The sequence below is a fragment of the Stenotrophomonas sp. genome, assembly GCF_035634915.1.
Classification (GTDB): domain Bacteria; phylum Pseudomonadota; class Gammaproteobacteria; order Xanthomonadales; family Xanthomonadaceae; genus Stenotrophomonas.
The window spans coordinates 152,498-173,471 of the sequence record NZ_DASQCB010000024.1; the positions used below are offsets into that span (position 1 = coordinate 152,498).

Annotated in this window: 16 protein-coding genes; 11 read left to right on the forward strand and 5 right to left on the reverse strand. The window is 67.9% G+C overall.

Features of this window, described 5'->3' with window-relative positions:
* The first annotated feature begins 157 nt into the window (after positions 1-157).
* From VER16_RS19135 to VER16_RS19180, 10 genes are all read left to right on the forward strand, one after another.
* On the forward strand, positions 158-1,399 hold the full coding sequence (locus tag VER16_RS19135) for an efflux RND transporter periplasmic adaptor subunit (RefSeq protein WP_324810853.1): 1,242 nt from the start codon (positions 158-160) through the stop codon (positions 1,397-1,399).
* Between the two features lie 74 nt (positions 1,400-1,473).
* On the forward strand, positions 1,474-4,707 hold the full coding sequence (locus VER16_RS19140; protein WP_324810855.1) for an efflux RND transporter permease subunit: 3,234 nt from the start codon (positions 1,474-1,476) through the stop codon (positions 4,705-4,707).
* A 31-nt stretch (positions 4,708-4,738) separates the two neighbouring features.
* Positions 4,739-7,861 carry an efflux RND transporter permease subunit gene (locus VER16_RS19145; protein WP_324810856.1) on the forward strand — a complete coding sequence of 1,041 codons (3,123 nt, stop codon included), beginning with the start codon at positions 4,739-4,741 and terminating at the stop codon, positions 7,859-7,861.
* A 236-nt stretch (positions 7,862-8,097) separates the two neighbouring features.
* Positions 8,098-10,155 (forward strand): TonB-dependent receptor, encoded by a 2,058-nt coding sequence (locus tag VER16_RS19150; RefSeq protein ID WP_324810858.1) that lies wholly within the window; start codon positions 8,098-8,100, stop codon positions 10,153-10,155.
* A 127-nt stretch (positions 10,156-10,282) separates the two neighbouring features.
* Positions 10,283-12,463 carry a YccS family putative transporter gene (gene yccS / locus VER16_RS19155; protein WP_324810860.1) on the forward strand — a complete coding sequence of 727 codons (2,181 nt, stop codon included), beginning with the start codon at positions 10,283-10,285 and terminating at the stop codon, positions 12,461-12,463.
* A gap of 235 nt (positions 12,464-12,698) precedes the next feature.
* Positions 12,699-14,585: an MFS transporter gene (locus VER16_RS19160; protein WP_324810862.1), complete on the forward strand. Its 1,887-nt coding sequence runs from the start codon at positions 12,699-12,701 to the stop codon at positions 14,583-14,585.
* A 174-nt stretch (positions 14,586-14,759) separates the two neighbouring features.
* Positions 14,760-15,047 carry a CD225/dispanin family protein gene (locus tag VER16_RS19165; protein ID WP_116862760.1) on the forward strand — a complete coding sequence of 96 codons (288 nt, stop codon included), beginning with the start codon at positions 14,760-14,762 and terminating at the stop codon, positions 15,045-15,047.
* A 36-nt stretch (positions 15,048-15,083) separates the two neighbouring features.
* Positions 15,084-15,362: a CD225/dispanin family protein gene (locus VER16_RS19170; RefSeq protein ID WP_324810866.1), complete on the forward strand. Its 279-nt coding sequence runs from the start codon at positions 15,084-15,086 to the stop codon at positions 15,360-15,362.
* A 43-nt stretch (positions 15,363-15,405) separates the two neighbouring features.
* Complete coding sequence (locus tag VER16_RS19175) at positions 15,406-15,831, forward strand: DUF2752 domain-containing protein (RefSeq protein WP_324810868.1); 426 nt, start codon at positions 15,406-15,408, stop codon at positions 15,829-15,831.
* Positions 15,832-15,881: 50 nt separating this feature from the next.
* Positions 15,882-16,322 carry a hypothetical protein gene (locus VER16_RS19180; protein WP_324810870.1) on the forward strand — a complete coding sequence of 147 codons (441 nt, stop codon included), beginning with the start codon at positions 15,882-15,884 and terminating at the stop codon, positions 16,320-16,322.
* 144 nt (positions 16,323-16,466) lie between these two features.
* Here the strand turns inward: VER16_RS19180 and ampE are convergent, their stop codons facing one another.
* The 5 genes from ampE to VER16_RS19205 form a co-directional block, all read right to left on the reverse strand.
* Positions 16,467-17,354, reverse strand: coding sequence for a regulatory signaling modulator protein AmpE (ampE, locus tag VER16_RS19185; RefSeq protein WP_324810872.1), 888 nt, complete (start codon positions 17,352-17,354; stop codon positions 16,467-16,469).
* A gap of 144 nt (positions 17,355-17,498) precedes the next feature.
* Positions 17,499-18,404: an NAD(+) diphosphatase gene (gene nudC, locus VER16_RS19190; RefSeq protein ID WP_324810874.1), complete on the reverse strand. Its 906-nt coding sequence runs from the start codon at positions 18,402-18,404 to the stop codon at positions 17,499-17,501.
* A 107-nt stretch (positions 18,405-18,511) separates the two neighbouring features.
* Complete coding sequence (erpA, locus tag VER16_RS19195; RefSeq protein WP_079223859.1) at positions 18,512-18,904, reverse strand: iron-sulfur cluster insertion protein ErpA; 393 nt, start codon at positions 18,902-18,904, stop codon at positions 18,512-18,514.
* Positions 18,905-18,935: 31 nt separating this feature from the next.
* Positions 18,936-19,403, reverse strand: coding sequence for a bactofilin family protein (locus tag VER16_RS19200; protein ID WP_108747526.1), 468 nt, complete (start codon positions 19,401-19,403; stop codon positions 18,936-18,938).
* Between the two features lie 4 nt (positions 19,404-19,407).
* Positions 19,408-20,151: a DUF6776 family protein gene (locus VER16_RS19205; protein WP_324810877.1), complete on the reverse strand. Its 744-nt coding sequence runs from the start codon at positions 20,149-20,151 to the stop codon at positions 19,408-19,410.
* Positions 20,152-20,329: 178 nt separating this feature from the next.
* On the opposite strand from VER16_RS19205, the gene VER16_RS19210 reads away from it, so the two are divergent.
* Positions 20,330-20,947 carry a DUF4126 domain-containing protein gene (locus VER16_RS19210; protein WP_324810879.1) on the forward strand — a complete coding sequence of 206 codons (618 nt, stop codon included), beginning with the start codon at positions 20,330-20,332 and terminating at the stop codon, positions 20,945-20,947.
* The last annotated feature ends 27 nt before the right edge of the window (positions 20,948-20,974 follow it).

A 20,974-nucleotide genomic window follows, 5' to 3' on the forward strand; every position in this document is an offset into this window, starting at 1 on the left:
TGAATGTAGGCCAACACCGCCGCCACGGGAACCTCCTCCGCCGCAGCCGGTCTTAGCGCCCGTCCCATACGTCATGCAGGAAACGTAGCGGGCCACAGGTATGCTTTGCGCATTGCCACCCGGGGTCCGCCCCGTCCAGCCCTCTTGGAGTCCTTGAATGTCACGTGTTTGGAAGATCGTGCTGCTGGTCGTGGCAGTGCTGGTGCTGGCGGTGGTGGGCGTACGCGTCCTCGGTGGCGGCAAGGACAAGGCCGGTGGCCAGGCTGCAGGCGCGCGCCAGGGCGGCGAGGATCCCGATGCCGGCCCGGTGCCGGTCACCGTGGTCGATGCCACCCGCCAGGACGTGCCGGTGTATGCCAGCGCACTGGGCACGGTGACCGCGATGAACACCGTCACCGTCAGCCCGCAGGTCGGCGGCCAGCTGATGAGCATCAATTTCCGCGAGGGCCAGGAAGTGAAGCAGGGTGACCTGCTGGCACAGATCGACCCGCGCAGCGCCCAGGCCAGCTACGACCAAGCCGTGGCCGCCAAGCGCCAGAACGAAGCGCTGCTGGCCACCGCGCGTTCCAACTACCAGCGCTCCAACGCGCCGGAGTACCGCCAGTTCGTCGCCAAGACCGATCTGGATACACAGCGAAATCAAGTGGCACAGTACGAAAGCGCGGTGGCCGCCAACGAAGCCAGCGCGCGTGCCGCGCAGGTGCAGCTGCAGTACACCCGCATCACCGCGCCGATCTCGGGCATCGCCGGCATCCGCGCGGTCGACGCCGGCAACGTGGTCAGCGCCGGTACCGCGCTGGTCACCCTCACCCAGATCCACCCGATCCACGTGCTGTTCAACCTGCCCGAGCGCCAGCTCGGCGACGTGCGCCAGGCGCAGAACGCCGGCAAGGTGCCGGTGGCCGCGCTGGACCGCGCCGACTCGCACGTGCTGTCCGGTGACGGCACGCTGGACGTGGTCGACAACCTGATCAGCGCCGACAGCGGCACCTTCAAGGCCCGCGCGATCTTCGACAACACCGACAACGGCCTGTGGCCGGGCCAGTTCGTCAACGTGCGCATGCAGCTGCGCACCATCGGCGGCGGCGTGGTCATTCCCACCCAGGCGGTGCTGCGTGGCCCGGATGGCGAGTACGTCTATGTCGTGCAGGGCGACAACACGGTGAAGATGCAGACCGTGCGCAGCGGCGTGGAAGTGGGCGACAGCCAGGTGCAGATCGCCGAAGGCCTGAAGGGCGGCGAGCGCGTGGTCAGCGAAGGCCAGTTCCGCCTGAAGCCGGGCAGCAAGGTGACCGCGCTGAAGCCGGGCGAGACCCCGGCCGCGCCGACCGAGGCCGAACTGAAGGCCGCCGAACAGAAGAGTGGCGGCGGTGGCCGTCGTGGTGGCGGCCCGCGCTGAGCGCAGGCCACCCTTTCCTTTCGCGCCGGCCTCGCAGCCGGCGCTGCCATTGAAGCACCAGCAAGGATCCGTCCGTGGGCTTTTCGACGATCTTCATCCGCCGTCCCATCGCTACCTCGCTGTTGATGGCGGGTCTGTTGCTGCTGGGCATCCTCGGTTACCGCAAGCTGCCGGTGTCGGCGCTGCCGGAAATCGATGCGCCCAGCCTGGTGGTCACCACCCAGTACCCGGGTGCCAACGCGACCACCATGGCCTCGCTGGTGACCACGCCGCTGGAGCGCCAGTTCGGGCAGATCTCCGGGCTGGAACTGATGACCTCCGATTCCTCGGCGGGGTTGTCGACGATCATCCTGCAGTTCTCGATGGACCGCGACATCGACATCGCCGCGCAGGACGTGCAGGCGGCGATCCGCCAGGCCACCCTGCCCTCCTCGCTGCCGTACCAGCCGGTCTACAACCGGGTGAACCCGGCCGACGCGGCCATCGTCACCCTGAAGCTGACCTCGGACACGCGCCCCCTGCGTGACGTCAACAACTACGCCGACTCGATCCTCGCCCAGCGCCTGTCGCAGGTGCAGGGCGTGGGCCTGGTGTCGATCGCCGGCAACGTGCGCCCGGCCGTGCGCATCCAGGTCAACCCGGCGCAGCTGTCAAACATGGGCCTGACCATGGAGGAGCTGCGCAGCGCGCTCACCCAGGCCAACGTCAATGCACCGAAGGGTTCGCTGAACGGCAAGACCCAGTCCTACAGCATCGGCACCAACGACCAGCTGGCCAGCGCCGCCGAATACCGCGACACCATCATCAGCTACAAGAACGGCCGCCCGGTGCGGCTGTCCGACGTGGCCGAGGTGGTCGATGGCGTGGAGAACGACCAGCTGGCCGCCTGGGCCAACGGCAAGCCGGCCGTGCTGCTGGAAGTGCGCCGCCAGCCGGGCGCCAACATCGTGCAGACCGTCGAGCGCATCCGCGCGATCCTGCCGCAGCTGCAGGGCGTGCTGCCGGCCGACGTGCACCTGGAAGTCTTCAACGACCGCACCGAGACCATCCGCGCCTCGGTGCATGAAGTGCAGTTCACCCTGATCCTCACCATCGGCCTGGTGGTGGCGGTCATCTTCGTGTTCCTGCGGCGGTTCTGGGCCACCATCATCCCGTCGGTGGCGGTGCCGCTGTCACTGGCCGGCACCTTCGCGGTGATGGCCTTCGCCGGCATGTCGCTGGACAACCTTTCGCTGATGGCGCTGGTGGTGGCCACCGGCTTCGTGGTCGACGATGCGATCGTGATGATCGAGAACATCGTCCGCTACATCGAGCAGGGCAAGAGTGGCAAGGAAGCGGCCGAGATCGGTGCGCGCCAGATCGGCTTCACCGTGCTGTCGCTGACCGTGTCGCTGGTGGCGGTGTTCCTGCCGCTGCTGCTGATGCCCGGCGTCACCGGCCGCCTGTTCCACGAATTCGCCTGGGTGCTGAGCATCGCGGTCGTGCTGTCGATGCTGATCTCGCTGACGCTGACTCCGATGATGTGCGCCTACCTGCTCAAGCCCGACGCCCTGCCCGAGGGCGAGGACGCGCATGAGCGGGCAGCGGCGGCCGGCAAGCAGAACCTGTGGACGCGCACCGTAGGCCTGTACGAGCACAGCCTGGACTGGGTGCTGGGCCACCAGCGCCTGACCCTGGCCGTGGCTGGCGGCGCGCTGGTGCTGACCGTGCTGCTGTACGTGCTGATTCCCAAGGGCCTGCTGCCCGAACAGGACACCGGCCTGATCACCGGCGTGGTCCAGGCCGACCAGAACATCGCCTTCCCGCAGATGGAGCAGCGCACCAGACAGGTGGCCGAAGCCCTGCGCCAGGACCCGGACGTGACCGGCGTGTCGGCCTTCATCGGCGCCGGCAGCATGAACCCCACGCTCAACCAGGGTCAGCTGTCGATCGTGCTGAAAGAACGCGGCGAGCGTGACGGCCTGGATGAAGTCCTGCCGCGCCTGCAGAAGGCCGTGGCCGGCATTCCCGGCGTGGCGCTGTACCTGAAGCCGGTGCAGGACGTGACCCTGGATACACGCGTGGCCGCCACCGAGTACCAGTATTCGCTGTCCGACGTGGATTCGGCCACCGTGGCCACCCAGGCCACGCGCCTGACCGAGGCGCTGCGCAAGCGCCCGGAACTGGCCGACGTCGACAACAACCTGTCCAACCAAGGCCGCGCCCTGGAACTGAACATCGACCGCGACAAGGCCAGCGTGCTGGGCGTGCCGATGCAGACCATCGATGACACGCTCTACGATGCGTTCGGCCAGCGCCAGATCTCGACCATCTTCACCGAACTCAACCAGTACCGCGTCGTGCTGGAAGTCGCACCGGAGTTCCGCACCAGCACCGCGCTGATGGAACAGCTGGCCGTGGCCTCCAACGGTGCCGGCGCGCTGACCGGCACCAACGCCACCAGCTTCGGCCAGGTCACCTCGTCCAATTCGTCCACCGCCACCGGCATCGGCGCGCAGAACACCGGCATCACCGTCGGTGCGGGCAACATCATCCCGCTGTCGGCACTGGCCGACAGCAAGGTCACCAGCGCGCCGCTGGTGGTCAGCCACCAGCAGCAGCTGCCGGCGGTGACGGTGTCGTTCAACATCGCCCCGGGCTACTCGCTGTCCGATGCGGTCAAGGCCATCGAAGAAACCAAGGACAGCCTGGACATGCCGGCCCACCTGCATGCCGAGTTCATCGGCAAGGCGGCCGAGTTCACCGGCAGCCAGACCGACGTGGTGTGGCTGCTGCTGGCCTCGCTGGTGGTCATCTACATCGTGCTGGGCGTGCTGTACGAAAGCTACATCCACCCGATCACGATCATCTCCACCCTGCCGCCGGCCGGCGTCGGTGCGTTGCTGGCGCTGATGGTCTGCGGCCTGAGCCTGTCGGTGGATGGCATCGTCGGCATCGTGCTGCTCATCGGCATCGTCAAGAAGAACGGCATCATGATGGTGGACTTCGCCATCGAGGCACGCCGTGCCGGTGCCAACGCGCATGAAGCGATCCGCCGCGCCTGCCTGCTGCGCTTCCGCCCGATCATGATGACCACCGCCGCGGCCATGCTCGGCGCGCTGCCGCTGGCGCTGGGCACCGGCATCGGCTCGGAGCTGCGCCGCCCGCTGGGCATCGCCATCGTCGGCGGCCTGCTGCTCTCGCAGCTGGTCACGCTGTACACCACGCCGGTGATCTACCTGTACATGGAGCGCTTCTCGGAGTGGATGGCACGCCGCCGCGAGCAGCGCGCCCTGCGCGACGGCACGCTGCAGGAGCCGCAGGCATGATCCACGCCCCGCTGCTGCGCAGGGCCGCACGATGAACCTGTCCGCCCCCTTCATCCGCCGCCCGATCGGCACCGCGCTGCTGGCCGTCGGCCTGTTCATGGTCGGCGTGATCTGCTATCTGCGGCTGGGTGTTTCGGCACTGCCCAACATCGAGATCCCGGTGATCTTCGTGCATGCCAACCAGGCCGGCGCGGATGCGGCGACCATGGCGTCCACGGTGACCGCACCGCTGGAACGCCACCTCGGCCAGCTGCCGGGCATCGACCGCATGCGCTCGTCCAGCTCGGAGGGCAGCTCGCTGGTGTTCATGATCTTCCAGAGCGACCGCAACATCGATTCGGCCGCGCTGGACGTGCAGACCGCGATCAATTCGGCACAGGCCGACCTGCCCTCGGGGCTGGGTTCGCCGATGTACCAGAAGGCAAACCCGAACGACGACCCGGTCATCGCCATCGCGCTCACTTCACAGACACAGTCGGCCGATGAGCTGTACAACGTCGCCGATTCGCTGCTGGCCCAGCGCATCCGCCAGATCAGCGGCGTGGCCTCGGTGGACATCGCCGGTGCCTCGACGCCGGCCGTGCGCGTGGACGTCAACCTGCGCCTGATGAACGCCCTCGGGCTGACCGCCGATGACCTGCGCAACGCGGTGCGCGCGGCCAACGTGACCTCACCTACCGGCTTCCTCAGCGACGGCAACTCCACCACGGCGATCATCGCCAACGACTCGGTGGCGCGCGCGGCCGATTTCGCCGAGCTGGTGGTCAAGACCCAGGGCGATGGCCGGGTGATCCGCCTGAAGGACATCGCCAACGTCTACGACGGCCAGCAGGATGCCTACCAGGCCGCGTGGTTCAACCACAAACCGGCCGTGGTGATGTACGTGTTCACCCGCGCCGGCGCCAACATCGTCGAAACCGTGGACCGGGTGAAGGCGCAGATTCCCGGCCTGCGCGACTACCTGCAGCCCGGTACCACGATGACGCCGTACTTCGACCGTACGCCGACCATCCGCTCGTCGCTGCATGAAGTGCAGATCACCCTGCTGATCAGCCTGGCGATGGTGGTGCTGACCATGGCGCTGTTCCTGCGCCGGCTGGCGCCCACGCTGATCGCCGCGGTCACCGTGCCGCTGTCGCTGGCCGGTGCCGCGCTGGTGATGTACGCACTGGGCTTCACCCTGAACAACCTGAGCCTGCTGGCGCTGGTGATCGCGATCGGCTTCGTGGTGGACGATGCCATCGTGGTGATCGAGAACATCATGCGCCACCTGGACGAAGGCATGCCGCGCATGCAGGCCGCTTTCACCGGCGCGCGCGAGATCGGCTTCACCATCGTCTCGATCACCGCCTCGCTGGTGGCGGTGTTCATTCCGCTGCTGTTCGCCAGCGGCATGATGGGTGCGTTCTTCCGCGAGTTCACCGTCACCCTGGTGGCGGCCATCGTGGTCTCGATGATCGTCTCGCTGACCCTGACCCCGGCGCTGTGCAGCCGCTTGCTCAGCGCGCATGACCACACCGCGGCACCGTCGCGCTTCGGCCGCTGGCTCGATGCCGGGCATGACCGCATGCTGCGCATCTATACGGTGTTCCTGGACTTCTCGCTGCGCCATGCGCTGCTGCTCTCGCTCACCCCGCTGATCCTGATCGGCGTCACCATCTTCCTGTTCGGTGCGGTGAAGAAGGGCGCGTTCCCGCCGCAGGACACCGGCCTGATCTGGGGCCGCGCCAATTCCAGCGCCACCGTGTCCTTCGAGGACATGGTGGCCCGCCAGCGCCGCATCACCGACATGCTGATGGCCGACCCGGCGGTGAAGACCGTGGGCGTGCGCCTGGGCAGTGGCCGCCAGGGCTCCAGCGCGCAGTTCAACGTCGAGCTGAAATCACGCAAGGATGGCCGCCGCGAGACCACCGCGCATGCGCTGGCGCGCCTGAGTGCCAAGGCCGACCGCTATCCCGACCTGCAGCTGCGCCTGCGCGCGATCCAGGATCTGCCCAGCAACGACGGTGGCGGCAACAGCCAGGGCGCGCAGTACCGCATCTCGTTGCAGGGCAACGACCTGGCCGCGCTGCAGGAATGGCTGCCCAAGCTGCAGGCGGCGCTTAAGAAGAACCCGAAGCTGCGTGACGTCGGCACCGACGTCGACAACGCCGGCCTGCGCCAGAACATCGAGATCGACCGCGCCAAGGCCGCGCGCCTGGGCATCAGCGTGGGTGCCATCGATGGTGCGCTGTACGGTGCCTTCGGCCAGCGCCAGATCTCCACGATCTATTCCGACATCAACCAGTACAGCGTGGTGGTCAATGCGCTGCCGTCGCAGACCGCCACGCCGGCGGCGCTGGACGAGGTCTACGTGAAGGCACGCAGCGGCGAAATGGTGCCGATCACCGCGGTGGCCCGCCAGGCGCCGGGGCTGGCGCCGTCGCAGATCACCCATGAAAACCAGTACACGACGATGGACCTGAGCTACAACCTCGCGCCCGGCGTCAGTGCCGGCGAGGCCAAGGCGATCATCGATTCGACGGTGGCAGGCATGCGCATGCCGGGCGACATCCGCCTGGCCGACGATGCGGGCTTCGGCTTCAATTCCGACCCCAGCGACATGCTGATCCTGGTGATGGCGGCGATCCTGACCGTGTACCTGGTGCTGGGCATGCTGTACGAAAGCCTGATCCACCCGGTGACGATCCTGTCCACCCTGCCGGCGGCCGGCGTGGGCGCGCTGCTGGCGCTGTTCGGCACCAACACCGAACTGTCGGTCATCTCGATGATCGCGCTGGTGCTGCTGATCGGCATCGTCAAGAAGAACGCGATCATGATGATCGACTTCGCCCTGGTGGCGCAGCGCGAGCATGGCCTGGCGCCGCGTGAGGCCGCGCGTGAGGCCAGCATCGTGCGCTTCCGCCCGATCATGATGACCACGATGGTGGCGATCCTGGCGGCGGTGCCGCTGGCGATCGGCCTCGGTGAGGGCTCCGAGCTGCGCCGGCCGCTGGGCATCGCGATGATCGGCGGCCTGCTGTTCTCGCAGAGCCTGACCCTGCTGAGCACCCCGGCGCTGTATGTGATCTTCTCGTGCCTGGCCGAACGCTGGCGGGCCCGTCGCGCACGCAGGCGCGAAGCGAAGCTGCTCAAGCGCGCACAGCGCGCGTGATGGGATCGGCCGGGCATGGCCCGGCGCTACCGGGTGGGTGCGGACCGTTGGTCCGCACGCGATTTGACGCGCCATAACGAAAAGAGAACAATTCCCATCCAGCCATGGTCCTGCGCCGCTTCCCCCAGGGGCGCCCCGCTGCTCGTTCCCGGCCAGCCTGCGTGATCCCAGCCATCGACCCCTTCCCTTCCGCCACCGCGGACGGTCGTGTGCTGTCCGCGAAGGATCCCCCACCGATGCTGCCCACCCGTTCCCCCCGCCTGGCCATGCTGGCCATGGCCCTGTCCGCCGCCTGTGCCGCCCACGCCGAAGCCCCGGCCGATACCCGCAGTGCCACCGACCTGGATGCGGTCAAAGTCACTGCCGAACGTACCCATACCGAAGCCGGCGCCCTCGGTGACCGCGCCCTGCGCGACACCCCCTTCGCCATCACTGCCGTCGGCCGCGAGCAGATCGAGCAGCGCCAGGTCGTTTCGCTGGGCGAAGTCTTCCTGTTCGACCCGTCGGTCACCACCCAGGTCAGCGCCTACGCCAGCGGCTGGAGCTCGCCGATCCGCAACCGCGGCATCGACCTGAACTACGACAGCTACCGCGTCAACGGCCTGCAGGTCTCCTCGTGGGGCACCGAATGGCCGCTGGAAGTGATGGAGCAGGTCGACCTGCTGAAGGGTCCCGGTGGCTTCCTGTACGGCTTCGGCGCACCGGGCGGCATCGTCAACTACATCACCAAGAAGCCGACCGATACGACCACGCTGTCCGCGCAGCTGGGCTGGCGCGAGCAGGGCATCGTCAGCGGCGGCGTCGACGTCGGCGGCCGCTTCGGCAACGAACAGATGTTCGGCTACCGCTTCAATGCGTACCAGGAGAAGGGTGAAACCTTCAACGGCGGCCACGTCGACCGCAAGGTCGGTGCGCTGTCGCTGGATGCGCGCCTGAGCGATGCACTCACCTGGACCTTCGACGGCGTGTTCCAGTCGCGCGACCTCAGCGAGGAATCGCCGCAGTACTACTTCATCGGCCTGACCTCGCTGCCGCGCCCGATCGCCGGTGACGTCGACAACAGCGTGCCGGGCACCTACTACGACACCCGCTCCAGCCTGCTGTCGACCGCGCTGAACTGGCAGATCAACAGTGACTGGAAGGCCAGCCTGAGCTACGGCGTCACCACTTCGTGGAACGACGTCAACAAGATCTTCGCCTACATCGACGATCTGAACGGCGGCTACGACGTCAACGTCTACGAGCTGGGCGGCAAGAGCGAATGGAAGCTGGCCCAGGCACTGGTACAGGGCAGCTTCCAGACCGGTCCGCTGCGGCACCAGCTGGTGGCCGGCATCAGCCACCAGACCGGGCTGGGCTGGGACCGCCCCTACGAGTGGAACACCATCGGCCGCGCCAACCTCTACCAGCGCTCGGCCATCGTCCATGACGCGGTGGGTTCGCGCGTCCTGACCCGCGGCGACGAAACCGTGCAGCAGGCGGTCTTTGCCAGCGACACCATCGATTTCGGCGGTGGCTGGTCGGTGCTGGCCGGCTGGCGCTACAACGACTTCGAGACCAAGGGCAGTTACCACACCTACCCGGTCACCCCGACCTACGCGGTGATGTACAAGCCCAGCGAAGCGGTGACCCTGTATGCCAGCTACATCGAATCGCTGGAAGCCGGTGGTCGCGTCGGCAACACCTACATCAACGCCGGCACCGTGCTCGACCCGACCATCAGCAAGCAGTATGAGATCGGCGCCAAGGTGGAAGCGCCGCGCTGGAACGCGAACGTGGCCGCGTTCCGCCTGGAACGCGGTGCCAACATCGACCTGCTCACCGATGCCGGCAAGTACCTGGTGCAGGATGGCATCACCCTGTACGAAGGCGTGGAAGCCAGCGCCGACCTGCACCTGGGCGATGCGCTCACCGTCGGCGGCGGCGTGACCTGGCTGGACCCGACCTACGACAAGCTGTCCCCGGCCAGCGCGTCACAGGAAGGCAACCGCACCGCCGGCGCGGCGCGCTGGAGCGGCGTGCTGCACGCCAACTACCAGCTGCCGTGGGTGGATGGGCTGGAAGCCTACGCCGCCGTGCGCTATTACGGCGACGTCTGGTACGACACCGACAACACCCTGAAGCTGCCCGACTACACCCTGGTCAATGCCGGCGTCGGCTACCACCTGGTTGCCTCCGGCCACCCGGTCATCCTGCGCGCCAGCCTGGAAAACCTGGGCAACCGCAAGTACTGGTCCAACGCAGGCGTCGGCCTGCCGCGCACCTTCGCGGTCAGCGTGCGCTGGGAGATGTGACCCCGGTAGCGCCACGCATGGCGCGGCGCTACCGGGCTCCGATGTGCGGACCGCTGGTCCGCACATCCAACGCCCCATTTCACGCAAGGCCCGCAATAATGGGGGGCATCCCGCCCCCCGAGCCTGCATGTCCACCCGCGAATCCCGCTTCAGCCGCCTGTGGGCCCACGAAAAGGCCAGCTATGGCCTGCGCGTTTTCATCGCCCTGACCACCGCGCTGGGCGTGTGCTGGCATCTGGATGCGCTGCCGGCCCTGCCCGGCGTGTTCCTCGGCATCATCGCCAGTGCCATCGCCGAGACCGATGACAACTGGTGGGGCCGGACCAAGGCGGTACTGCTGTCGCTGCTGTGCTTCTGCATCGCCGCCGCGTCGGTCATCTGGCTGTTCCCGCTGCCGTGGGTGTTCATCGGCGCACTGGCGCTGTCCACCTTCTGCCTGACCCTGCTGGGTGCGCTGGGCGAGCGCTACGCCTCCATCGCCCAGGCCACGGTGACGCTGGCCATCTACACCATGATCGGCATGGAGCAGCATGGCGGGGCCGGCGACCTCGCACGCGCCCTCGATGCGGTCGCCCACCTGCTGGCCGGTGCGGTCTGGTACGGGCTGCTGTCGATCCTGTGGACGGCCCTGTTCGCCAACCGCCCGGTGCGCGAACGGGTCGCCCGCCTGTACGTGGAACTGGGCCGCTACCTGCAGCTCAAGGCCACCTTGTTCGAACCGGTGCGCGAAACCGACCTGCAGCGCCGCCAGCTCGACCTGGCCGAACAGAACCGGCGCGTGGTCGGCGCGCTGAACGAAGCCAAGGCCGCGATCCTGGCCCGCTTCGGCCGCTCCGGCCGGCCGGGCGTCAATTCCGGCCTGTACCTGCGCCTGTACTACATGGCGCAGGATTTCCACGAGCGCGCCAGTTCCTCGCATTATCCCTACGGTGCGCTGGTCGACGCGTTCTTCCACAGCGACGTGCTGTACCGCTGCCAGCGCCTGCTCGATCTGCAGGGCCAGGCCTGCGCGCGCCTGGGCGAGGCAATCCGCCTGCGCCGCCCGTTCGTGTACGGCGAAAGCAACCAGCAGGCCGGCCGCGATCTGGCCGATGCACTGGCCTACCTGCGTGAACAGCAGCGCCCGCAGTGGCAGCGCCTGCTCGGTTCGCTGGACCTGCTGGTGCACAACCTGCGCAGCATCGAACGCCGCCTGCTCGACGCCGAGCGTTCCGACGCCAGCCTGGACAATGTCGATACACGCCTGCGCGACAGCAATCCGCACACGCTGCGCGAAATGGGCGTGCGCATCCGCCAGCAGCTCACGCCGGGCTCGGTGCTGTTCCGCCACGGCCTGCGCATGGCCGTGGCGCTGATCGCCGGCTTCCTGGCCATCCGCCTGTTCAACGCACAGAACGGCTCGTGGGTGCTGCTGACCATCGTCTTCGTGTGCCGGCCCAACTTCGGCGCCACCCGCCAGCGCCTGGCCCAGCGCATCGTCGGTACGCTGGCCGGCCTGGTGTTCACCTGGGCGCTGCTGCAGCTGTTCCCGCAGCTGCACGTCCAGCTGCTGATCGCCCTGCTGTCGGCGCTGGTGTTCTTCTACAACCGCACCGACCGCTATCTGGTCGCCTCAGCGGCCATCACGGTGATGGCGCTGACCTGCTTCAACCTGATCGGCGATGGCTTCGTACTGATCGTCCCGCGCATGGTCGATACGGTACTGGGCTGCGCGATCGCCGCCGCCGCGGCTTTCCTGATCCTGCCCGACTGGCAGGGCCGGCAGTTGCACCGGGTGCTGGCGCGGGTGCTGGATACCGCCGCGCGCTATCTCGAATCGGTATTGGACCAGTACCGCAGCGGCATGCGCGACGACCTGGCCTACCGCATCGCCCGCCGCGACATGCACAACGCCGACGCGGCGCTGTCCACGGCGCTGTCGAACATGCTGCGCGAGCCCGGCCACGTGCGCCGCAACCTGGATGCAGGCTTCCACTTCCTGGCGTTGTCCAACACCCTGCTCGGCCATCTGTCGGCACTGGGCGCCCACCGCGACCAGGTGGACAGCTATGCCGGCGACCCGCTGGCCCTGGCCGCCGGTGAGCGCGTGCGCAGGGCCCTGCAGCAGCTGGCCTCGGCACTGGGCGCGCGGCAGCCGGTCAGCGAGGACGACAACGATGCCGACCGGGCGGTGGCCGCCGAGCTGGAGCAGATTGAAGATGCGATGCCGCCGAAGCTGCAGCTGATCCGCACGCAGATGGCACTGGTGCTGCGGCTGCTGCCGAAGGTGCGCGCGGCGGCCAATGAGGCGGTGCGCAGCCTGACCTGATCGCGGCGCAGGGGGAGGCGGGTGCCTGTGCCTGTAGAGTCGAGCTTGCTCGACTGTTCTGCCAACAGCAGTCGAGCAAGCTCGACTCTACGACGGACCGCATCGCGGCAACGTGCGGCGCGGGCATCGTGACAGCATCGCGGGATCGCTCGGGCAGAGCGCCAAGGCTTCGCATGGCCACCCCGCACCCGCCGTGCAGGCAGGGATGCTAGGCTGCGCCGGTCAAGGAGGTTCCATGTCCGGTCACAACCAGTTCGCCCTGCTGCGCCAGCGCCGTTTCCTGCCGTTCTTCATAGTGCAGTCGCTGGGCGCCTTCAATGACAACGTGTACCGACAGGCGATCATCGGCCTGTTGTTCTACCTGGGGGTGTCCGAGGCCGAGCGCTCGCTGTACACCAACCTGGCACCGGCCATCTTCATCCTGCCCTACTTCCTGTTCTCCGCGCTGGCCGGGCAGATTGCCGACAAGCTGGAGAAATCGCGACTGATCGTGATCACCACCACCATGGAGATCGTGATCATGTCGCTGGCCGGCATCGGCTTCTTCACCCAGCACATGGGCGTGCTGCTGGTGGCCCTGTTCTGCACCGGCCTGCAGTCGACCCTGTTCGGGCCGGTGAAGTATTCGGTACTGCCCTCGGTGCTGCGCCCCGAGGAGCTGACCGGCGGCAACGGCCTGGTGGAAATGGGCACCTCGCTGTCCATCCTCACCGGCATGATCTTCGGTGGCCTCATCTTCACCCTGGCGGGCAGCCACGGCCCCACCGTGGCCGCCACCGCCGTGGTGCTGCTGGCCGTCTGCGGCAACGTGGCCGCGCGCATGATTCCGCGCGTCGATGCCGGCGCGCCGGACCTGAAGATCAACTGGAACCCGCTGCCCGAATCGCTGGCCGTGCTGCGCATGGCGCGCAAGCAGAAGGCGGTGCGCAACGCCATCCTCGGCGTGTCCTGGTTCTGGTTCGTCGGCACCATCCTCACCTCGCAGCTGCCCAGTTACGCAGTGGTCAACCTCGGCGGCGAACCCACGCTGTACATCTTCGCCCTGGCCCTGTTCTCGGTCGGTACCGGCGTCGGCTCGCTGCTGTGCGAAAAGCTGTCGGGGCGCACCGTGGAAATCGGCCTGGTGCCGCTGGGTGCGTTCGGCATGACCGCCTTCCTGCTCGACCTGTACTTTGCCCGTGCCGGCGTGGCCACCGCGCAGGGGCTGTCGCTGTCGCAGTTCGTGCATGCAGCGGGAAGTGTGCGCATCATCATCGATCTGGTCGGCATCGGCCTGTTCACCGGCTTCTTCGTGGTGCCACTGTTCGCGCTCATCCAGAGCCGCACGCCGAGGGCGGAGATGTCGCGCGTGTTCGCCGCGCTGAACATCCAGAACTCCGGTTTCATCGTGGCGGCGGCGTTGATCGGCCTGGCCGCCAGCAAGCTGGGCGTCACCATTCCGCAGCTGTTCCTGGCCCTGGCCATCGCCAATGCCATCGTGGCGATCTACATCTTCACCATCGTCCCCGAATTCCTGATGCGGTTCCTCAGCTGGGTGATGGTGCGTACGCTGTACCGGCTGCGCCCGCACGGCATCGAGGCCAACGTGCCCGATGAGGGCGCCGCGCTGCTGGTCTGCAACCACGTCAGCTACATGGACGCGCTGATCCTGTCGGCGACGATCCCGCGCCCGGCGCGCTTCGTCATGTACTACAAGATCTTCAACATCCCGGTGATGCGCTGGATCTTCCGCACGGCCAAGGCCATACCCATCGCCGGTGCACGCGAAGACCCGGCGCTGATGCAGCGCGCGTTCGATGAAATCGATGCGGCGTTGGCCGAGGGCGAACTGGTCTGCATCTTCCCCGAAGGCGCACTGACCAGGGACGGCACGATGGCACCGTTCAAATCCGGCGTGGAGAAGATCCTCGAACGCCGGCCGGTGCCGGTGGTGCCGATGGCCCTGCGTGGCATGTGGTCGAGCATGTGGAGCCGGCGCGACACGCGCCTGGGCCGCATGCGCGTGCCGCGGCGATTCCGCGCCACGGTGCAGGTGGTGGCCGCCGCGCCCGTGGACGGCCGCAGCACCGATGCGCCCACGCTGGAAGCGCAGGTCCGCGCCCTGCGCGGCGACCACGCCTGAGGCAGGGCGGTGCTGACACCGCGGTGGCCGGACAGGCTGGCGTACAGCGCCAGCCCAGGCGTGGCGGGCATGTAAACGCATACATACGGCGTCGCTTGCGGTAGATTACCCACCCAAAGGGGGAGGTCCGGCCTGCGCGCTGCGGGTCGACCACCAAGGGAATGGAGTCTTGCTTTGAATCAACCACCATCGCTCAGCCGCCCGGTCTACATCCCCAACCATCTGGTCTGGGCGATTCTGACCACGCTGTTCTGCTGCCTGCCGCTGGGCGTGGTGTCGATCGTGTATGCCTCCCAGGTCGACGGTCTGCGCGCCGCCGATGATCTGCCGGGGGCCTACGCGGCGTCGCGTAAGGCGGGCTGGTGGGCAGTGGCTTCCGCTGTCGCCCTGCCGGTCCTGTTTCTGTTGTGGCTCGGGCTGTTCGGCGGTCTCGCCGTGCTGGGCGCTCTTTCCGAACATTGATTCACCACTACCACCACCCAACGAGGCATTCGCACCATGAACACCACCACCCCGTACATCCCGAACAATCTGGTCTGGGCCATCCTGTCCACCCTGCTGTGCTGCCTGCCGCTCGGCATCGTGTCGATCGTCTACGCCGCACAGGTCAACGGCAAGCTGGCCGCCGGTGACGTCGCCGGTGCCCAGGAATCGGCGGACAAGGCCAAGAAGTGGGCCATGTGGTCGGCCATCGCCTGGCTGATCCTCGTCGTCCTGTATGTGCTGTTCTTCGTTGTCATGGGCGGCATCGGCGCCATGAGCAACAGCGGCTACTGATGCCGTGCACGGGATCCGGCGCAATGCCGGATCCCGACCCCACATGTACGTCGCCCCCGCTCAATCACGCCTGGCCCGCTGGGCGCCGCTGCTGGCCTCGTCCGGGCTGGCTGCCGGTGCTGCGGTGGTGCTGCGCCACGTCAACCCGTACGTCGCCGGCAACCCGCTGCCGAGCTGCCCGCTGTACGCGCTGACCGGCTTGTACTGCCCTGGCTGCGGCAGCACGCGCTGCCTGTACTCCCTGGTCCACTTCGACCTGCCCGGCGCCATGGCAATGAACCCGCTGATGGTCATTGTCCTGCCCCTTCTGTTTCTGATGCTGCTGCACACCGCCGGCGTGCGCCCGAAGGTGCTCGACCCGTTGATGCGGCTGCTGGCCAATCCGAAATTCTGGCTGTGGGTGCTGCCCGGGTATGCGCTGCTGCGCAATCTGCCGTGGGCACCGTTCACCGCGCTGGCACCGGTATAGGTAGCGTCGACTGTCAGTCGACTGACGCTGCGCTCGGCTATGCTGGTGCGATGACTGATCGACGTGATGAATTGACCGCGGCCATGAAGGCGGCTGGCTGCCTTGATCCGCGCAGCTGGGTGAACAGCGAACTGGGCGAGGACCTGCCGCAGTTCGCGCGCTTCCTGATGCTGCGCGATGTGCACGCGCTGGCCGATGATGTGGACGGCGCGTTGTCCGAGGCGCTGTTTGATCGCCCGGAACTGGAACACACGCTGGCGGCGCTGCGCGGTGCGGTGGATCCGCAGGCCCTGCACGTGCTGCTGCGTGCCTACGGCAAGGCGCTGGGCAACAGCTTCGTGATGGCCGTGGACGAAGGTCCGGCGATGCGCGAAGACGGCATGCCCGGCTGGGTGCTGATGGAAACCGGCGCCGACGACGAACCGACCGGCCGCCTGGTGCAGGGCCTGCACGAGGATTACCTGGATTTCGAAGACAGCGGCGCGGCGTAGTGCGGACACGGGGTCGGATCGCACGCACGCCATCCACGCATGGCGTGGATCTACCGCCCCGCTCTGGTAGGTGCCAACCTTGGTTGGCACATCCCGGCGTCGCCGGGACCCGGTTACAGCCCGTCCACGCACGGCGTGGATCGCCTAGGTCACCCAGCCGGCAATCACCAGCAGCGCCAGCACCGCCAACCACAGCAGCAGCATCCGCCACACCAGGCTCATCGCATCGCGCAGGTCCGGCAGCCGCTGCCACACCGGCAACAGGCCCACTTCGGTGTAGTCATGCGCTTCTTCGCGCAGCTCGGCATTCACGCTGGCCCGCGCCACCGCACCGAGGAAGCCGATGTCACCGGCCAGGCGCTCGCCATGGGCCTGCCGCCACGCCTTCCACGCCGTGTCGAAGTTGCCGACCAGCGCCATCGAGAACGCCATCAGCTGAGCCACCGGCCATTCGATCCAGGCCAGCAGGCGCTGTGCCAGCGCCAGCGGCTCCACCGGCACCCGCGCGCGCATCGGGCTTTCGGCCATCAGCGCCAGCAGGCGATAGCCCAGGGCACCGACCGGGCCCAGCAGCAGGAACCAGAACAGCACCGCGAACCAGCGCCGCAGTGCGTTGAGGACGGTCGCCTCGACCAGCGAAGGCACGTCCTCGCGCAGGCTGCCACCGGCCGCCTGCAGGTTACGCGCCGCGGCCTGGCGGCTCGCCGCATCGTCGGCATCAATGATGGCTTCGATATCGCGGTCCAGGTCGCGCGGGCCCCAGCACCAGGCCAGCACCGCCACGCCCAGCAGCAGGCCGGGCAGGCCGAACAGCACCCCGCGCAGCATCCAGGCCAGCAGCGCCATCAGCAGCAGCGGCGGCACGATCGCAAGCGCCACCCCGGCCGCTCCCTGCCATGCCCGTCCGCCATGCGCGTCCAACCAGCCCAGCCAGCGCCGGAAACCGTCGAAACGGCGCAGCGAGGCGGCAGCAGCCGGGGCAACGTGGCCCAGGGCCAGCGCCACCAACACGGCGACCAGGGTGGTGAACATGGCAGGTCTCCCGACGAACAAGCGTTCTGCGCCGCTACCTTACCTGTGGCAGCGGCGCGTTCAGCAGTGAAACCCACTGTAACCCGACGCGTGTTCAGGTGGCGGCAATGCTGCCACCGGCGCGCGCCAGCACAGCAGCGACCCTCAGCCCCGCTGCTGCCGATACCAGTGTTCGATCAGGCCGCGCGAGATTGAAACCGGCGGCGACAGGCGGATGCCTTCGCCATCATCCTCGACGTCACGTGCCAACGCAGCGCCCACCTCGTCGGCTGTGAACCAGCGTGCATCTTCCAGCTCACCATCGACGGTCGGCACGTCGTCGTGCGCCTGCGCACCGAACCCCACCATCAACGCGCCGGGGAACGGCCACGGCTGCGAGCCGAGGTACTGGCAGGCAGTCACCCGCACCTTGCTCTCTTCGTGCACTTCGCGCGCCACGGTCTGCTCGAAGGTTTCACCGGGTTCAACGAAGCCGGCCAGCACCGAGTAGCGGCGCGGGGCCCAGTTCGACTGGCGGCCCAGCAACAGGCGCCCCTGGTTTTCCACCGCCACGATCACCGCCGGATCGACCCGCGGGTAGTGCTCGGTGGAACACTGCGCGCAGCGGCCGACGAAGCCGCCGCGGGCGAACGCCACCGCGCCGCCGCACACCCCGCAGAAGCGGGTGCGCGAATGCCAGTAGGACATGCCGCGGGCGTAGCTGAAGGCGGTGGCGTCGGCCACGCTCCACAGCAGCGCCGCCTGGCGCAGGTCCAGCCGGCGCGGTGCGCTCTGGGTGACGTTGGCGGCTTCGACGGAAAACCAGGCCTGGCCTGCGCGCAGGCCGAGGAAGATGGCCGAACCGGGGCCACCGCCGATGTCGGCGCCGGTCAGCGCGACCGGCTGGTCGTCTTCACCGGTGAAGGCGGTGCCGTCCTGGTCCAGGACAAGAATGCGCGCATCCGGCCACAGGCGTGCCAGGGCATCGGCATCATCGCGCAGGGCATCGGCGCGCTCGAGCGGCTCGGCCACGAAGGCGAAACCGGAAAGCGGCGAAGGAGTATTGGGCATCCGACAAGCCTGCCGCCAATTGCCGCAGGTGGCAAGGTCGGCGCTGTGCGCAATCCGTCGGCGTTGCGCGCAACTGTCGCGCAGGGCATCGGCCCCGCGCCCGGCATTTACATGCTGAAGCTGCTGCCGCAGCCGCAGGTGGTCTTCGCGTTCGGGTTGCGGATCACGAACTGCGCACCGGTCAGGCTCTCGGTGTAGTCCACCTCGGCGCCCATCAGGTACTGCAGGCTCAGCGGATCGACCAGCAGGGTGACCCCGCTGGTCTGCACCGCCAGATCATCCTCGGCGCGGTTCTCGTCGAACTCGAAACCGTACTGGAAGCCCGAACAGCCACCGCCCTCGATGTACACACGCAACGACAGGTCGGGGTTGCCCTCGTCCTGGATCAGTTCCTTCACCTTGGCCGCGGCCGATTCGGTGAAGTTCAGCGGCCGCTCCAGCGACTGGTAGTCGGGAGCGGCGGCCGGCGTGGCGCCGGGCAGGGAAACTAACGTGCTCATGGCCCCAGCATGGGGGCGCCGGGGATGGCTTTCAAGCCATCGCCTCGGCCAGCTTGCGGCGCGCGGCGGTGCCGCCCTTGCCTTCAGCCGCCTCGCCTTCGCCTTCCGGCGCCGGCAGGGCCGCAACCGGGCTGCTGGCGTGGATCAGGCGGCCATTCAGCTGGGCGCCGGCGTTCATTTCCACCACCTGGTAGTGGACATTGCCGTTGACCCGCGCGCTCGGGGTCAGCTCGACCTTTTCGCTGGCATGCACGTCGCCATCCAGGCGGCCGCTGATGACCACCACCTGGGCGCGGATCTCGCCTTCGATGACCCCATGCTCGGCCACCGTCAGGGTTGCGCCGCTGGCACCTTCCTGGGCGATCACCTTGCCATGGATGCGGCCTTCCACGTACAGGCCACCACTGAATTCCACATCACCGCGGATCACCACCTGGTTGCCGATCAGGGCATCCACCACCAACTGGCCATCACGGCTGGATTTGCTGTTTCCGAACATCTGCCTACTCCCCTTTGCTGGCCGGTGCGCCGGCCTGTTTCCAGTCAAATACCTGCGTGGTGCCCCCTGCACCACTCCCCAGTGTCACCCGCACCCGTTGCGGGGTGAAGTCTGCCGGCAGCATCACGCTGCCGGTGAGCTGCTGGAAGTACCGGAACGAGTAATCCTGTCCCGGCACCTTGCTGCGCTGGTGCAGCTCATCCCAGCTGATCGTGGCCAGTTTGCCGTTCTTCACACCCTCGACGGTGAAGCGCATCTGCCCTTGGCTGATGGCCCCGCGGTTGAGGTTCTGGGTCAGCACCACGGCGTACTGCCAGGTGCCGGCCGATTCGGGGCTGAACTCGATCGAATGGGTGTTCAGGCCCTTGCGCTGGCTGGTCGAGCCGACCAGGCGCTCGTAGAAAGCCACATCGGCACGCAGGCCGGCGATCTCTTCGTCGCGCTCGGCCAGCGAGGACTGCACCTCGGTGTTGGCCGCGCGGCTGATGCGGTCGGAGGCTTCCAGCGTGGCCTGCTTCTGGCGCAGTTCGGTCAGCTGTGCCTGCAGGGTGTCGGCGTGCTTCTCGGCCGCCTGGAGGCGCTGGCCCTGGGCGTCGCGCGGCGCGCCCAGCCAGCAGCCGCCCAGCACCGCCAGCACCAGGCTGAGCAGCCAGATGCCGGCGATGACCAGCAGGCGCCGCCGGTCGACCGGGGGCGGGTTCGCGCCCGGCAGGCGGACCTGCACGCGCATCGGTGGGCGGTTGTTCATGGGTAGTCTCCGTGGACTCGCAATGGCGACACCAGCACGGCCCCTGTAGCAAGCGACGGGCTAGTGTATGACAGGAACGGCGGCATTCCCCGATGACGGCCGGTAGCTGGCGGTGGTGTTCAGCCACGTCATCGCCGATAGTGTGGCACCCCGCACAGTTCCGTCGCCGGAGCCCGCCATGACCGAAGCCCACCTGTTCGTGATCGGCATCCTGCTGGCCTGGCTGGCCGGCATCCGCGTGTACCTCACCGTGTTCGGCGTCGGCCTGGCTGGCCTGCTCGGCTGGGTCGACCTGCCGCCGGCCCTGCAGGCCACCGAATCGTGGTGGGTGCTGGGCACCTCGGCGGTGCTGGCCATTGCCGAATTCTTCGCCGACAAGATTCCCGGCGTGGATTCCATCTGGGACCTGCTGCAGACCCTGGCCCGGGTCCCGGCCGGCGCGTTCCTCGCCGCCGCGACGCTGTCGCCCGATGGCCAGCTGGGCACCGGCACCCTGCTGGCCGGCGCCGGCGTCGCCCTGGCCAGCCACGGGCTGAAGGCCGGCACCCGCGCCCTGCTCAACACCTCGCCCGAACCGGCCAGCAACTGGGTCGCCTCAGCCGCCGAGGACACCGTGGTGATCGGTGGCCTGGCCCTGGCGCTGGCCCATCCGTGGATCGCCCTGGTGGTGGTGCTGGCCTGCAGCCTGGCAGGTGCACTGCTGGTGTGGCTGGTCTGGCGCACCCTGTGGAAGGGCGTGCGCTGGCTGGCCCGCGCCGGCGGAGCTGGCACACCCGGCCAACCGCGTACCGGCTGAACGCCGGGCTTGGCGCATAATGGTCGT